Origin of the sequence: Microvirga sp. VF16, from assembly GCF_016864375.1 — a bacterium.
In the GTDB taxonomy this organism is placed as follows: Bacteria; Pseudomonadota; Alphaproteobacteria; order Rhizobiales; family Beijerinckiaceae; genus Microvirga.
In genome coordinates this window covers 110,422-125,533 of record NZ_CP069355.1, presented here as the reverse complement: position 1 = coordinate 125,533, position 15,112 = coordinate 110,422, and the positions used below count along the sequence as shown (strand labels likewise).

Sequence of the window (15,112 nt, the reverse complement as noted above, 5' to 3'; positions counted from 1 at the left end):
TAGATCGTGCCCATCACTGGCATCTTTGTCCCGACACAAACAAACCCGTTGCCATCTAGGCTGCGTCTTGGTCGGGGGGGCGCAATCGAGTTACGTCCGCTTCTTTCTAGTAGCAACAGCATCCACGACGTGATGGAGATACTTCGTCCAGTAGTGGAGATCACAGTGTGATCGAACGCTAAAGGTAATATCAAACTAGAGCGCTGCTGTAACAATGGCGTGTGGACCAATCCGCAGCGTGATGCGAAAGGTACAACAGAAAGTCCGAATGATGTTATCGACTGTAGAACATATACCACTGTCGGTCTCGTGGGTTGGTACTCAGCGTGAAATCGTTGCCTATCGCTTTGGTGCTGGACGTAATGGCCCCAAAGTATACCTCCAAGGTGGGCTACATACTGAAGAACCACCTGGAATGTTGATCCTGCACCACCTCGTTCAACTCCTCCGAGATCGCGATGACGAACCTCGTGGTGAGATTATCGTGGTGCCGTGCGCTAACCCAGTTGGCCTTGCCCAAATGATCCAGGGCTATCATGCAGGTCGATCGGATTTGGGTACCGGAGGTAATTTCAACCGCAACTTCCCTGATATTAGCTTGTTGTTGGGCGAACGCCTGACACAGCTAAAGAATAGCGGCGGTGTTGTAGATCGCTCTACCGTTAAGTGCGCCATGCGCGAAATTGTTGATCAACTAGTCCCGAAGACAGAAATCGATAGCCTGAAGCAGGTTCTTCTTGGTCTCGCTGTCGACTCAGACTACGTGCTGGATTTGCATAGTGACTCCGAAGCCGGAGTCTACGCTTTTGTTAGCGACCATCAGCATCCGGCCGCAGATATCCTATCTCGTCATATCGGTAGCGTGGTTACAGTTGGTGGCGTTAATGGCGGCCTTACATTTAAGGATAGTTGTTTCCTGCCATGGCAAATGGTGGCAGAGCATTTATCCGATACATCGATGACCGGATGTTTCGCTGCCACAATTGAGTATCGTGGTACAAGGGACGTACAGGACGACATTGCCACAGATGATGCTCTGCGCCTTATCGCTTTCATGGAAACCGTTGGCGTGTTAACGCCCCGCGGAGTACACGAGCTTGATTTTCCGGTGCGCAACATCTCCCGTGGTTGTGTCGACTTCGTTCGAGCAAACATGCCGGGTCTGATCATATTTTCAAAAGCTCCCGGCGACCAGATTGCCGTCGGTGAGGAAGTTGCTCAAATCCTCAACCCAGCAACAGGTGAGCGGAACTCCGTAGCAGCGCGCACATCGGGTATCATGTTCGGACGGGTTGCCAGCAGAATCGCGGTGCCTGGCGCCACCATTGCAACAATCGCCGGCGACTCCGAGCTTCCTACAGAACCCGGCGACCCGTTTCCGTAAAGTCGGATCATTCGCAGCTGATTCCTAATCTCTATTGTCAATCAAAGGATGATCAGATGACAACTCTAGCTCTGACCGGCGATAGCATTATCCAGAGGCGATTGCTTAGCAAGACAGACCCGGAAGTCACGCCTTTATACGATCTCATCCGGCAGGCTGATGCTGCCTTTACCAACCTCGAAGTCTTACCGAACGATTATCGAGGAGATCCTGCACTTGACAGCGGAGGATCGCACTTTGGAGCGCCCTCGTGGATTCTCGACGAGCTCGTAGAAGCCGGTTTCAATCTGTTTGCAACAGCCACGAACCATAGCCTGGACTACAGTATATCCGGTCTTGAATACGCACTCGACCAACTTGATGACAGAAAACTTTGTCACGCCGGCTGTGGACGGAATCTTGAGGAGGCACGACGGGTTTCTTATTTCACAACACCATCTGCAACGATAGGAATGGTTGCTTGCGCCTCTACGTTCGCAAGAGGGCAACAGGCAAGCAGACAGACTCATGCCATGCAGGGAAGGCCAGGCCTCAACCCACTTCGTGTCGAGAATATATATCAGGTGTTGCCTGAACAGCTCGAACAAATCAAAAAAATCGCGCTGGATTTGGGCATCGAACAACTGCGGCGCTTAGATATTGATCTTGGCTTCGGCTATGAGGCACCGGCCGACGTTTTTCCATTCAACGGAATGAATTTTCGGGCAGGCGATTATCCGAAGTATCTGCAACAAGCAAATAAACAAGATCTGCAGGAAATCCTGCTTTGGGTCGAAGAGGCCCGACGGATGTCAGATATCGTCTTGGTAAGCATCCACACTCACGAGATAGGAGAGAGGGAAGAGGATCCCGCTGAACTGATGACCGAGTTCGCGTATGCTGCCATCGATGCAGGGGCCGACGTTATTGTAGGTCATGGCCCGCACGTTCTCAGAGGCCTCGAAATATACAAGCAGAAGCCAATATTTCATGGCCTCGGAAATTTCATTGGCCAGAACGAGCTCGTGCAGCGTTTGCCTGCAGATTCGTACGATTGGTTCCGCGTGGATCAAAGCCTTACGCCTGGTGCGCTCTACCAACAGAGAACGAAGGATGATCTCATTGGATTTCCTGCATCTCCTCGGTATTGGCAGACTGTATTGCCGGTCTGCGAATTTCATGATCATGAACTCATTTCGCTGACGATCCACCCCGTATCCCTAGGTCTTGGCGAAGCTCGTCATCGCCGCGGCAGGCCGCGGTTGGCTTCGGGTGAAACAGCATCCGCCATTCTCGACCATTTTTCGGCACTCTCTCAGCCGTTTGGGACCAAGCTCGTGCGGAATGGGGAGACCTGCCATTTGGCCAAAAGCCCAACACGCTATGTCTCCAATGGTAATCTAGCGTATGTCCAACTTTAGAAGGCAACGGAGTAGTACCTTACATCACTGAGTATCAAGGGAGGAAACTCCAGCTAATCTGTCGCGGATAAGCAATAACCTTCGAAGAGAGGAATGAATATCATGTTACACCTAAAGCACATACGCAAGTCATTGCCTGCGGCAATACTATCGCTAGTATCCTTTGCGTTTGCCGGTACAACAACGGCAGCAGAGAACAACACCCTGGTAGTCGCCTACGGCTCTCAGCCACCCAGCCTCGACCCGCATGTAACCACCTCTACTCTAACAAACACGCTTGTTCGTAACATCTTCGAAACGCTCCTGACGCTGGATGCGGATATGAAAATCCAGCCCGGACTAGCTCAAAGCTGGAGCGCCAGCGAAGATGGCCGGACGTATCGCTTCACCTTGCGTTCCGGCATTAAATTCCACGATGGTCAGCCGTTAGCACCCAATGATGTCATTGCGTCGCTTGAACGCTGGGGGACCTATTCATTACCCGGAAAGAATGTTTTCCAGGGAGCGACCTGGCGCGCCGAGGGAGGGAACACGGTTGTGCTGAATTTGCCTTCGCCACGGTTCAATGTGCTGGATACGTTAGCACTGGGATTTGCGCAAAGTGCGGTGATCATGCCTGCCGCGGTCATTGCCGCCGCAGGGGACAAGCCTGCCACCAAAATCGTCGGAACCGGTCCCTTTCGCTTGGTCAAATGGCAGGTAGATCGCATGATGGAGTTGGAGCGCTACGACGGATACACCTCCTTCGGCGGCAAACAAAGCGGCACGGCGGGGGATCACACACCGGCGTTCAGCAAGCTGAGGATCGAAATCGTTCCGGACGAATCTACTCGTACTCTGGGCCTGTCGACGGGGGAGTACGATATCGTCAACCCACTGGCTTTTGAAAGCATAACTGAAGTCCAGCAGGATGACAGGCTGCAGCTCGACTCCTACCCTGCCACGATGCTCAACCTAGGATTCAATCACAGCAAATCCGGAATTTTTCAGGACAAGCGGGCACGCGAGGCGGTCAATATCGGCCTTGAACGCCGGTCGATTCTGACAGCAGCAGCAGTAGATCCACGATTCTTCCGATTGAACAATCATTTAATGATGCTGGACCAGAAGCAGTGGACGACAGAGGTGGGCGAAACTGAATTCAATCCTGCTAATGCGACCAAGGCCAAGGAACTGCTTAAAGAGGCGGGTTATGATGGGAGGGAATTGGTCTTCATCACCACGCGTGACTTCGCCGAAATGTACAATGCCGCCATCGTGATCCAGCAACAGTTGCAGAGCCTCGGGCTGAACGTCAAGGTTGAAAGCTACGACTGGCCGACTTTCGTTAAGGTACGTGCTGGGAAAGCCTGGGATCTGATCGCGCTGAGTTCTGTTCCCAAAACTGATCCAACGCAGCTGATCTTTCTCAATAAGGATTTCCCCGGTGGGCCTCAAGATGCGGCACTCGAAGACATTCTCGCCAAGTTCCGCAAGGCTGGCACGATGAGTGAAGCGCAAGACCTTTATCGTAAGCTTGAAGCCTGGAACCAAAACTACATTCCATCCGTGAGAGTCGGCGAAATCGATTATGCCTTTGGCATGTCAAGGAAGGTTCAGGCAATTCAGATCCAAAACGAACCGATCTGGTGGACAGCTCGCCTGAACAACTGAACGATGGCCTAGGCGCTACTGCGCTCTTGCAAAGATGCCGCCCTCGAGATGAGGGCGGCACCGCATCCTCACTGGGGAGGAAGTCATGTTTTCTTACTTTCTGCGCAGGGTCGGAGCACTCCTGCCCGTTCTGCTTGTCGCGTCGATCGTCATATTTTCGATTGCTTGGTATACCCCCGGCGATCCGGCGCGCATTATCCTTGGGCCAGAAGCGCTGGAGGCAGATGTCCAGAAGCTGCGCGACAGCATGGGACTGAATGATCCGTTTTGGGTTCGTTATCTCAGCTGGATCTCAAGAGTCGCTCATGGCGATCTAGGGACTTCCTATTTCCTCAACAAGTCGGTCGCGGATGCTATCGGGCAGAACTTTCTACCTACCGTGCAGCTGTCGGTGTTGGCAATCGTCTATGCGCTTTTGATCTCTATACCTTTGGGCACAATGGCAGCGCGCAGGCGGGACTCGCTCTTCGACCATAGTGTTGCGGGATTTACGCTGATTGGCCTCACGTTTCCGAGCTTCGTGCTCAGTCTCATTCTGGTGATCGTTTTCTCAGTCTGGCTGCAATGGTTGCCGGTGGCGGGTTATCGCGATCCCTTCAGCGATCTATGGGGTGGTTTGCGCTATCTCGTCCTGCCCGCACTAGCTCTTGGCACGATTAACGCAGCCGTGATCACCCGTACAGTACGTGCGTCGGTGCTTGACGTGTTGAAATCAGAATATGTCGACGCCGCCCGTTCGCGTGGAGTCAGTGAGAACCGTCTGCTCTTCGCCCATGTCCTACGCAATGCCGGCCTTCCGATCATCACAATGATCGGGTTGAGCTTCGCTTCGTTGGTTACCGGTGCGGTGGTAGCTGAGTCAATCTTCAATATCCCTGGAATCGGCTCACTGCTCGTGAACGCCATCGTGCGGCGGGACTATCCTGTTTTGCAAGGCGTCGTCCTGTTCCTGACCTGCATTTATCTCGGTCTTAATCTGTTGGTAGATCTGCTCTACGGCCTGATCGATCCCAGGGTTCGACTTGGCGCAGGAGCGAAGTGAATTATGGCTATGACAGTCACCATCAATACGATTACTGGACAGCACCGCAGCACCTTTTCCCGCGCGATCCACAACCCTCGGCTGCTCATCGGCTTTGGCATAATCGGCAGTATGGCTCTCGCCGCGTCGGTGCTCCCGCCTTTGCTGGGCTTAGATCCCTTATCCGTCGATCCTCTGAACCGGCTCAAACCCCCCTCATCCGCGCATCTTCTCGGAACCGACAACTTCGGACGCGACTTGGCTGCGCGCATCTTGGCCGGTGCCTCGACCTCGCTTCGCCTCGCAGCCAGTGTGACGCTCATGGCCGCCGCGGTCGGTGTGGGGATAGGAATTTTGGCGAGTTTTTCTCGTAGTCTTGACCATGTGCTCATGCGAATTTGCGATGGATTGATGGCCATTCCAGCCCTTTTGCTTGCGGTGGCGCTGACAGCGACTTTCGGCCCAAACTTTAGCAATCTTTTGATCGCGCTCTCCATTGTATTCGTGCCAGGAATTGCCCGTTTGGTGCGCGCTCGCGCACTGGCGCTTCGTTCCGAGACCTTCGTCGAAGCGGCCGTCGCAATGGGAGCCAGCAATCTCCACATCATGGTGAGGCACATCTTTCCCAATGTGCTGTCGGTCTTGGCGGTACAGGCAACTTTCATCTTCGCCGAGACGATCGTGATCGAGGCCGCGTTGAGCTTTCTGGGCGCGGGGGTTCCTCCGCCCGGCCCTAGCTGGGGCAACATTCTTTATGACGGCAAAGCGGCAATCGCGAAGGCGCCCTACATGGTTCTTTTCGCCAGTACGGCCATTGTGATGACTGTAGTCGCCCTGACCCTTATCGGTGACGGTCTGCGCGACCTAGTGGATCCAAGTATGCGCGCTCAACCGGGAGTAGGCATGATCAGAAGGCTCTTTAACCTTGTCTCACCACGGTCCAGAAATGGAGAGCCAGTATGACTGTCCCTCTTTCTATCGAGAACTTAAATATCTCTTTCGGCCATGGCGCGATCGAGGCTGTTCGCGGTGTTTCGTTGGAACTGCAACCGGGTGAGATCTTGGCCCTGGTGGGCGAGAGCGGTTCGGGCAAATCACTCACTGCCCGCTCAATCCTGAAGATGTTTCCGGAGGGCGCAACGGTCGGCGGACGCATCAGCTTGACCGGAGAGGATGTGTTGACAGCCTCGCCGAACGATCTCAAGCGGCTGCGCGGCGGAGCCGCTGCCATGGTGTTTCAAGAACCCTCGACCGCGCTCAATCCGGTTTTCACCATCGGCTGGCAGATTGCGGAAGGATTGAAGGCGCATGGCATGCGTGACCCACGAGCCTGCCGCGCTCGAGCAATCGAGTTGCTGCGTGATGTTGGTATCCCGAATCCCGAGACGAGGGTAGATTCCTATCCGCACCAACTTTCCGGCGGCCAGAAACAGCGGGTCGTGATTGCCATGGCGCTGGCGCTCCGTCCGGCGCTGATCATTGCCGATGAGCCGACCACAGCTCTGGATGTGACAGTCCAAGCCGGCATTCTCGATCTGCTGCGGCGTTGCCGGGATGAACTGGGCAGTTCAATACTGCTTATCACCCATAACCTGGGTGTAGTGGCAGACCTGGCCGACCGGGTGGCGGTAATGTACCAGGGCCGCATTGTTGAGGAAGCACCTAGCACTGTGCTCTTTGCGGCGCCGAAAGCCGACTATACCCGCAGGCTATTAGCCGCTGTACCTCGGCTGGGACAGGAGACAGCGAAGGAGGGTGTGGTCACCCGGGAGCGGCTCGTCCTTGAAGCTGAACGCCTGGAGATTACCTATCCTGGCCGCTTCGGCACTACTCCAGCGCCCGCGGTCAAGGGGGTCACCTTTGACATTCCGGCCGGCGAAGTGTTGGGGCTTGTTGGCGAAAGCGGCTCGGGCAAGAGTACGATTGGTCGCGCCGTCGTTGGGCTCTCACCGGTGACTGGTGGCGCAATGCGACTTTTCGGTACGGATCTGCGTGCTACCAACGGCAAGACTCTACGGGAGATACGCCGACGCACAGGATTTGTATTTCAGGATCCAGCCTCATCCTTTAACCGCTTTATGACGGTTTTTGATTGTATCGCTGAGCCGCTGCGGGTGCACCGCGCCATGCCATCAGCACCGGCTCTCAGGGCGCGGGTGCTCGAGTTACTTGATCAGGTACAACTGCCAAGTCACATGGCTGCGCGGTACCCTGGTGAACTCTCGGGCGGTCAGCGGCAAAGAGTCGGTCTCGCGCGGGCGCTGGCGTTGAACCCCGAATTTATTGTTGCCGATGAACCGACCTCAGCCCTCGATGTCTCGATCCAGGCCAAAGTGCTGGAGCTTTTCAGGGCCTTACAAAAGGAACTGGGCTTTGCCGCATTATTCATTAGCCATGATCTGGCCGTGGTTGAAGCAATATCACACCGCGTGGGAGTTCTGCGCAATGGCGAGCTTTTGGAGCTTGGCTCGACCAGCGAAGTGCTGTCAGCTCCAAAGCATGAATATACCCGGCTTTTGATTGGTTCCGTTCCTGTGCCTGATCCCACAATTCAAGCTAGAAAACGGGCGTCGCTGGCCGCATCCTATTCATGAAATTGCTAGGGGCCGCAGCCGAGGAGCTTATAGGGGAATCGCTCGCGTTTCACCGGCTAGACGCTGGATCGATCCACCTATCTGAACTCCATCGAGACTTCGCCCAGCTCAGAAATCCCACGGCCAATGGATGCAACAGAGCGCTTCGTAACCATCTCCGAACGGACTTCTCCGTTCTCCTTTCTGATGGATGACGGAAGAGACAGGATTGATTGAGCGGAGGCAAGAATACAGCCAGATCAGAATCCATACGACGCTCGGCACCTCAGCGCCGAATCCCTTCGTTACAGCGTGCTCTACCTATCTCTGAGCATAGGTGGAAGAAATTCTTCCACCGGTTTGCAGGTAGATGCCATATCAACTCGGCAAGTGATCGTCACTTGCGGTGGATCGGCGTGGACTTGATCCACGATCAGACGAGGCGGGATCAGAGGTGAGAATCGCAAGCTTCTGTGCATGTGCAACCTCCTGGAAACCGCATTAGTTCAGCGCGCAACTGCACCCAAACTGCGGCAGAGCGCAATTTGAACGCGGATCCGCCGTGTCAGAGTGTTCACATTGTACGCCGGGATACACTCTGGGGTATGGAGCGCATCGCAGGATGACAGACTTCCATGGGGTATGAAGCTCAGCGCGCTGGCCAGTGGCGCTGGCGCATTACTGTCAACCCGCGCCGTGCCTAACGCCCGCTTGCCCAGCTCTGGCCACCGCTTCGCATGCCGTCATCTCGGCGCCAGAAGACACCAATCTGTAAACTGAATTGGACGCTCGCGGCCGCCCGCTGTCTACTCGGTTTGGGTGACGTTGCTGATTGGAGGCAGAGTTCTGCGAAATTAGTGTGCGAACCCTCCCTTGGCACAGATCTTGCAAGCCGCCCATAGCAGCTGGAGGCCAAAATGATCCACTTACTTCGCCAGTGGTTTAACTCGCTCGATGAAATGGAACAAAATCTGAGAAGCCAAGGCTACGTAGCTATCTATGGTAGCTGCACCTCTTTTGTTGGTCGTGTTGAGATCTCAGATCAGGACGCACCGCGAAAAACACAATCAGCTAAAGAAGTGTCGTCAAAAGCTAAGGGACTGACTCAGAATGACGGCTTTGGTTTCGGAATTTTTGCGAGGCGTCTCGTCAGCCATAATCATTACGTCGGCACATGCGGTGATCTGTCTGTGGTCACAGCTGCCGTAGGACCGAGCGGTTATCGATGAATCCTCGGTGGTCTTTCCCCGCGCTTTCGACCTTTGAGGTCGACGGTGTTGTTCATTACTGTGTCGCCAACATGCCTGGCGCCGTTCCGCTCACGTCGAGCCACACCCTGAACGACGCTACGCTCCCGTTTGGTCTAGGGCTGGCGAACAAGGGCAACAGCGCTGTGGCCGAGAACCGCCAGCTGCGAAATGGTCTCAACATTCACCGCGGACAGCTGACCTACAAGGCTGTCGCTGACAGTCTGGGTCTCGCCTTTTCAGCGGTTGAAGAAGTAATCGCTGCCTAATTTGAGTAGGAGCCGAATGCTGGGTCAGTGTCGACTTTCGCTCAGTAGAACATCTGGAGAAAAAAGAAAACAGCCGCTCGTCAAATCCTAAGGTTGCGGAGGGGTTCAGGCATGAGCATGTCTGACGATGTTTTATGGACCTTCTCTATCGCAGGCGTCGTCCTTGCGCTGCTCTCCCTGTCGGCAGCGCCGGCAGCGAAGGAGGTGGCCTTCGGTCCCGCCACCTCGCCTCCGTCTGACGCGGAGGTTTACTCTGAGGCGGTCCTCCCAAACTTGGGCTCGCTCGGCAGCGCCGCAGCGAGCCCCCTTTCTTTCAGAGCGGTGACACCCATCAGGGATTGCAAGTTCTGATGAGAGGTCGAGACGAGGGGGAAGGCTTGGCCACTCGATACCAGGTTAGCACCACGATTGAGCTTTTGTCAGTCTCTCAAAACGTAAGACGTACATAAGTCACGGGTTACTACCATGTCCCTTTCCTCATGCCTCTTATCCCACCGTACGAACCGGTTGCTATCGGCGCTGCAGCCGGACGACTTCGCGCATCTTGAGCCACACCTTCAGCGGGTCGAGCTGAAGAAGGGCACTGTGCTCTACGAGACCAACGAGAGCATGCCGTTCGTGTACTTTCCGTTTGAGGCCGTTGTCTCGCTCATGACGGCTCTCCCCGACGGCAGAACCGTCGAAATGGCGGTGCTCGGGTCTGAAGCGATGGTTGGCTCGGCCAGCATGCTCGTGACACGACAATCTCTGGGGCGCTATGTTGTTCACATCGCAGGCCGTGCCTCCCGCATTGACACTGGCGTCCTGCGTCGTGCGTTCGAGGAGCGACCGAACCTGCGGGATCTCTTCCTGCGCTACGAAGAGACCCTGCTGGCAGAGGCTCTTCAGACGATGGCCTGCAACATCGCCCACGGGGTCGAAGCGCGCTGCTGCCGCTGGATCCTGACCATGCGCGATCGCGCCGATCAGGCGACCTTGCCCTTCACGCACGAGCATCTGTCCCGCATGCTGGGGGTGCAACGGTCGACGGTTAGTCTTGTCACGTGTGGGCTTCAGTCAACGGGTTTGATCAGCCAGGACCGCGGTGCAATCACCGTGACCGATGGCTTCGGCCTCGAGCAGATCGCATGTGGGTGTTATGAGATCGCGCGGCAGCGGTCACGGCAACTCTCACCCGCACAGAGCTGAGAGAGCACGATGCGCCCAGAGGATGACGATGATGAGCATCAGTGGGTCCGACGCCGACCATCCACCGGGTATCGCTTGCTTTACCTGTCTATGGCTATGGCCGGTATCGCCGGTGCAATCCACCTGACCGTTTGATGACTTTCGCCGGAGTGACAGAATTGGTCTGCTTTGAAGAACGTTGGAGCTTGAGTCAGATGGACAATGAAGCTTGCCGTTTCATCTCAAAGAATGATTCCAGGCAAATTATTCTTGCTCTCGCAAGACGCCCTTGTCCTGTATGAGAGTGTTTCTTCCGCTGGGATCATCTTGGAGAAGCAATCTTCTAGCTCTTTTGAGGAAAATAGAAACTCCTTCTCTCGAACAACGAGGATTGATCATGTTAGGAGCGTGTTCGCGCACCAAGGTTGATTCTGCTACGCGTTTTCCGCCCAAGGATGGTCATTGGTGGATCGATCGGCCCGTCTTACAATGCGACCTCGCTCGAAGGCGCCTGGAGCGGTGCCGGAAGGGGATCGCCCTCACAAGCTGTGCTTGCGGGAGCGCGCATGAGACAGGAAGCGATATCCAAGCTGAGTCGCAGGCGAAGAAAATCGATTGAACGCTTGCCCGTCAAGAGATGTCATGTTGAACCGAATTGTGAAAAGCTGGCCACGCACGGTCATTGATCTTCTTCTGGTGGCGTCTGCCACGTCATCTGCGTGGGCGGCCGTAACTTATGCTCTCAGCTGGCATAGGTTATGACAGCAATCTGCAGGCAGGCGATGGTGGACTCACGCATCACGCCGCGTGGAATGGTGGCCTTATGGGGAAGGTAGGCGCTCTTGACCGCAGTCACAATCGATACAGATCCACGTCCGCGGCAGCGAAACTGATCAGACCCGAACCTCTGGACCAAGTGGGAGCCGATGAAACGCACGGCGAGGACGGCCAACACAATGAGTAGCATAGCGGGTGAAGATGCGGCTGCAGTTGCGCCAACGACGTTTGCGCCGCTCAGGAACCCGACCTTTCGCTCCATTTGGCTCGCGATGCAGGTCTCCAATCTCGGCTGGCTGATGCAGACTGTTGCCATCAGCTGGCTGATGGCGACGATCTCAACGTCCGATCTAATGGTCGCGCTGGTGCAGGCGTCATCGACCCTGCCCGTGTTCATGTTGTCTGTCTTCGTCGGCGCCATCGCCGACAACTACAGCCGTCGCAGGATCATGCTCGCTGGCTGGGGTCTGATGACGATCGCATCGGCGATGCTGGCCGGTTGTGTGGCGCTGGGCCTTGTCAGCCCGTGGATGATCCTCGGCTTCAGCTTCCTGATCGCAAGCGGCGCCGCCCTCAATGATCCCGCCTGGCAAGCCTCGGTGGGCGACATTGTGAGCCGACGGGATGTTCCCGCGGCCGTGACGCTGCTGTCCGTTGGCTTCAACACGGTCCGGACCATCGGCCCGGCGCTCGGCGGCCTGGTGGTGGCCTCGTTTGGCCTTCTGACAGCTCTCATTGTCACCACCCTCAGCTACCTGGTTCCTCTGGGCACCATCTGGCGCCGCCAATGGAAGGTTCGCTCTTCGCCGCTCCCGCGGGAGTCGATGCGCACGGCGATCTATGACGGGCTGCGCTTTACCGCGCTGTCCTCGGAGATCAAGGCGGCGATCGCCCGCGGAACCCTCTTCGGCCTGGCCAGCATCGCCATCCTCGCGCTGCTGCCCCTGGTGGTCCGCGACCGGCTGGCAGGAGGGCCCATCGCGTTCGGCATTGCGATGGCCGGCTTTGGGACCGGCGCGTTCCTGGCCGGTGTCGCCAACAGTGTGTTCAGACGGATCTTGGCGCAAGAGAGGCTGATGACGCTGGCCTGCCTCGCCTGCGCGGCCTGCTCCCTCTCCCTGGCCCTGACGTCCTCGGTGGCTGTGGCGGCCGTGGCCCTCGCCTTGGGCGGCGCGGGGTGGGTCAGCGCCTGGTCCGGGCTTGGCGTGAGCGTGCAGCTGGCGAGCCCGCGCTGGGTCGTGGGGCGCACCATCTCGATCTACTACGCTTTGGTCGATGGCGGTCTTGCAGCCGGCAGTTGGTTGTGGGGCATGGTGGCTCAGAACCATTCCCTGACCTGGGCGCTGGAGGGTTCCGCAGGGGCTCTGGTGCTCGTTGCTGCAGCCGGCGTCCTGTTTCCGCTGCGCGAGCACCGTGGCTCCGAGCCCGACCCTTTGGAGGAATTCGACGCCCCGGCCGTAGCCCTCAATCTGAAGCCGAGGAGTGGACCCATCATCGTCAAGGTCGAGTATCTGATCCCCGAGACCCATGTTGCGCCGTTCCTGGATCTCATGCGGGAACGCCGGCACGTGCACAGCCGCGTCGGTGCCCGTCGCTGGACCCTCCAGCGCAACCTTCAGAAACCACTGCAATGGACGGAAACCTTCCAGACCCCGACCTGGACCGACTACCTGCGTCTCAACCACCGCCTCACGACAGCAGACAGGGAACTCGACGAGCGCGTCTTCCAGTTGCACGGGGGAGAGGAGCCACCTCACATGACGCTCATGATTGAGCGACCAACAAGCACGGCCCGCAAACGCGAGCCGGCCCCGTATTTGTCCCGCCATTGATCTGTTCACGGTCTGGGTCGTTCGCGTCCACCTGCGCTTGCAGAAGTGCATCTGCACCCGCGCTTTCTTGGGCTGTGGGATAGCCATTTCAACCTATACCTGCCGCCGGCATATCACGGTCGATTCGGATTGCACTCTGCTGCCGCTCTTCATTGCGCCATCCTTCGTGACGGCTGCCGATGCACCTGGTCAGATGCTATGCAGCGTCATCGCTCCAGCACGCAATCATGGTCAGCTTAAGGCTGCGAGCATTGACGTCGGCTCCCAGGATGGCCGCTGAAATCAACGCCGCACACGGGCCCCAAATGAACGAACAGAAGGGCGCCGCGCTGGGAATACGAGGAGCGAGGCGACGAGCCTGGGTTCAAGGGTTAGATTTTCTATATCTATCCCCTGATTGAGATTGTTCTTGCTGTCCTTTGATCGCAGACAGTCAGCTTGTTCTTCTTGAGTTGACGATCGCAAGCGAATGGACGAGCAATTCGCGACAGATGCAGATTGCGCAGGCTCGCTCTGCCCGTGAAAGACCGCTGTGCTCGGTGATGTTGCGACCTGCCTTTTTAAGATGTCATCTGGCTATGGTACAAGCGCCGATAGCGCAATTTGGTCAGGCGGGAATCGCCATGAAAGCTCGACAGGGCGTCTGCATTCTGTGTTCTACCCAACACAACGCGAGATCCCGGCAAACAATTTAATGTCGTAATCGATTACATGTGCGACACGGGATTTCAATGCTTTTTGCTTGATGCTAATGGCCTTGCGCGACTCGTATCTACCCGCTCAGTCGCTCCTCTGAGGAAAGGCATTCCTCCCAAACTTAGGCTGCTGGCAACGGCAGCCGAATTTCGAGCTGATTGTGGACACGTGGCGAGTAGTCTCTACGGCCTCAACGGTGCGCAGGTACGCATGAGCCATCATCCTTCACCCGATCGGCCGCTTGCCACCATCCCGATGCTGCAGCAACGGGTGCGCGATGGCGAGCGGCTGGTGATGACCACGGCCTATGATGCCGTCACGGCCCGGTTGGCTGATCCCGTGGTCGACATGCTTCTGGTCGGTGACAGCGTCGGCAACGTGTGTCTCGGCTTCGACAACACCCTGCCGGTCAGCATGGCGATGATGAACCATCATCTCGAAGCCGTGGCCCGGACCAAGCCTCGGGCCCTGCTCGTCGCCGACATGCCCTATCTCAGCTACCACCTCAGCCTCGACGACACCTTGTGCAATGCCGGTGGCTTCCTGCAGCGCGGTGCGGCGGCCGTGAAAGTGGAAGGCGGAGAAAAGCGGGTCGAAACGATCCGGGCGCTCGTGGAATGCGAGATCCCGGTCATGGGCCATCTCGGCCTGACGCCGCAGAGCGTGCATGCCATGGGCGGCTTCAAGGTGCAGGGCAGGGGAGCCGAGGACGCCATCCGGATCCTGGAGGACGCTCATCGGCTCCAAGAAGCCGGCTGCTTTGCCCTTGTGCTCGAGGGCATCCCCTCCGAGCTGGCGGCGCGGATCACCCGCACCCTGACCATCCCGACCATCGGCATTGGGGCAGGGCCTGACTGCTCGGGCCAGGTGCTGGTCCTGCACGACGTGCTCGGGCTAAGCCAAGGCCACCGGCCCAAGTTCGTGCGTACCTACCTCGACGGCTTCGATCTGCTGCAGCAGGCTCTCGCCCATTGGGCCGAGGACGTGCGCCGCGGCGCCTTTCCGTCACCCGCAGAAGCCTATGCCCTGCCGGCCGAGGCCCGGGCGGCGGTATCCGCCTGGACGCCGGATCCCTCCACGACCAGCGCCTGAG

10 protein-coding genes and 1 pseudogene are annotated in these 15,112 nt (G+C 57.0%); all 11 read left to right on the top strand.

Annotation, left to right across the window (positions count from 1 at the left end; translation table 11 throughout):
• Positions 1–268 precede the first annotated feature (268 nt).
• Positions 269–1,384 (top strand): succinylglutamate desuccinylase/aspartoacylase family protein, encoded by a 1,116-nt coding sequence (locus JO965_RS26090; RefSeq protein ID WP_203445028.1) that lies wholly within the window; start codon positions 269–271, stop codon positions 1,382–1,384.
• A 56-nt stretch (positions 1,385–1,440) separates the two neighbouring features.
• Positions 1,441–2,784 (top strand): CapA family protein, encoded by a 1,344-nt coding sequence (locus JO965_RS26085; protein ID WP_203445027.1) that lies wholly within the window; start codon positions 1,441–1,443, stop codon positions 2,782–2,784.
• Between the two features lie 93 nt (positions 2,785–2,877).
• Positions 2,878–4,437, top strand: a complete 1,560-nt coding sequence (locus tag JO965_RS26080; RefSeq protein WP_246777005.1) for an ABC transporter substrate-binding protein — start codon at positions 2,878–2,880, stop codon at positions 4,435–4,437.
• 85 nt (positions 4,438–4,522) lie between these two features.
• Positions 4,523–5,479, top strand: coding sequence for an ABC transporter permease (locus JO965_RS26075; RefSeq protein WP_203445026.1), 957 nt, complete (start codon positions 4,523–4,525; stop codon positions 5,477–5,479).
• A 3-nt stretch (positions 5,480–5,482) separates the two neighbouring features.
• Positions 5,483–6,421 (top strand): ABC transporter permease, encoded by a 939-nt coding sequence (locus JO965_RS26070; RefSeq protein ID WP_246777004.1) that lies wholly within the window; start codon positions 5,483–5,485, stop codon positions 6,419–6,421.
• Complete coding sequence (locus tag JO965_RS26065) at positions 6,418–8,052, top strand: ABC transporter ATP-binding protein (protein ID WP_203445025.1); 1,635 nt, start codon at positions 6,418–6,420, stop codon at positions 8,050–8,052. The genes JO965_RS26070 and JO965_RS26065 overlap by 4 nt, the downstream gene beginning before the upstream one ends.
• Positions 8,053–8,948: 896 nt before the next feature.
• Complete coding sequence (locus JO965_RS26060; protein WP_203445024.1) at positions 8,949–9,260, top strand: hypothetical protein; 312 nt, start codon at positions 8,949–8,951, stop codon at positions 9,258–9,260.
• A 29-nt stretch (positions 9,261–9,289) separates the two neighbouring features.
• Positions 9,290–9,547 (top strand): annotated as a pseudogene (locus JO965_RS26055) (alanine dehydrogenase); the annotation flags it as partial.
• A 465-nt stretch (positions 9,548–10,012) separates the two neighbouring features.
• Entirely contained in the window at positions 10,013–10,735 is a 723-nt protein-coding gene (locus tag JO965_RS26050) for a Crp/Fnr family transcriptional regulator (RefSeq protein WP_203445022.1), read from the top strand.
• A gap of 935 nt (positions 10,736–11,670) precedes the next feature.
• The gene (locus JO965_RS26045) at positions 11,671–13,323 is read left to right on the top strand and encodes an MFS transporter (protein ID WP_203445021.1); all 1,653 of its coding nucleotides are present in this window, start codon (positions 11,671–11,673) and stop codon (positions 13,321–13,323) included.
• Between the two features lie 906 nt (positions 13,324–14,229).
• Entirely contained in the window at positions 14,230–15,111 is an 882-nt protein-coding gene (gene panB / locus JO965_RS26040; RefSeq protein ID WP_203445020.1) for a 3-methyl-2-oxobutanoate hydroxymethyltransferase, read from the top strand.
• Position 15,112 lies beyond the last annotated feature (1 nt).

Bases quoted from the DNA above. Each gene is read 5' to 3' on its own strand.
- JO965_RS26090 (WP_203445028.1), top strand. From the start codon at position 269: ATGATGTTATCGACTGTAGAACATATACCACTGTCGGTCTCGTGGGTT.
- JO965_RS26075 (WP_203445026.1), top strand. From the start codon at position 4,523: ATGTTTTCTTACTTTCTGCGCAGGGTCGGAGCACTCCTGCCCGTTCTG.
- JO965_RS26070 (WP_246777004.1), top strand. From the start codon at position 5,483: ATGGCTATGACAGTCACCATCAATACGATTACTGGACAGCACCGCAGC.
- JO965_RS26050 (WP_203445022.1), top strand. From the start codon at position 10,013: ATGTCCCTTTCCTCATGCCTCTTATCCCACCGTACGAACCGGTTGCTA.
- JO965_RS26080 (WP_246777005.1), top strand. From the start codon at position 2,878: ATGAATATCATGTTACACCTAAAGCACATACGCAAGTCATTGCCTGCG.
- JO965_RS26085 (WP_203445027.1), top strand. From the start codon at position 1,441: ATGACAACTCTAGCTCTGACCGGCGATAGCATTATCCAGAGGCGATTG.
- panB (WP_203445020.1), top strand. From the start codon at position 14,230: ATGAGCCATCATCCTTCACCCGATCGGCCGCTTGCCACCATCCCGATG.
- JO965_RS26045 (WP_203445021.1), top strand. From the start codon at position 11,671: ATGAGTAGCATAGCGGGTGAAGATGCGGCTGCAGTTGCGCCAACGACG.
- JO965_RS26065 (WP_203445025.1), top strand. From the start codon at position 6,418: ATGACTGTCCCTCTTTCTATCGAGAACTTAAATATCTCTTTCGGCCAT.
- JO965_RS26060 (WP_203445024.1), top strand. From the start codon at position 8,949: ATGATCCACTTACTTCGCCAGTGGTTTAACTCGCTCGATGAAATGGAA.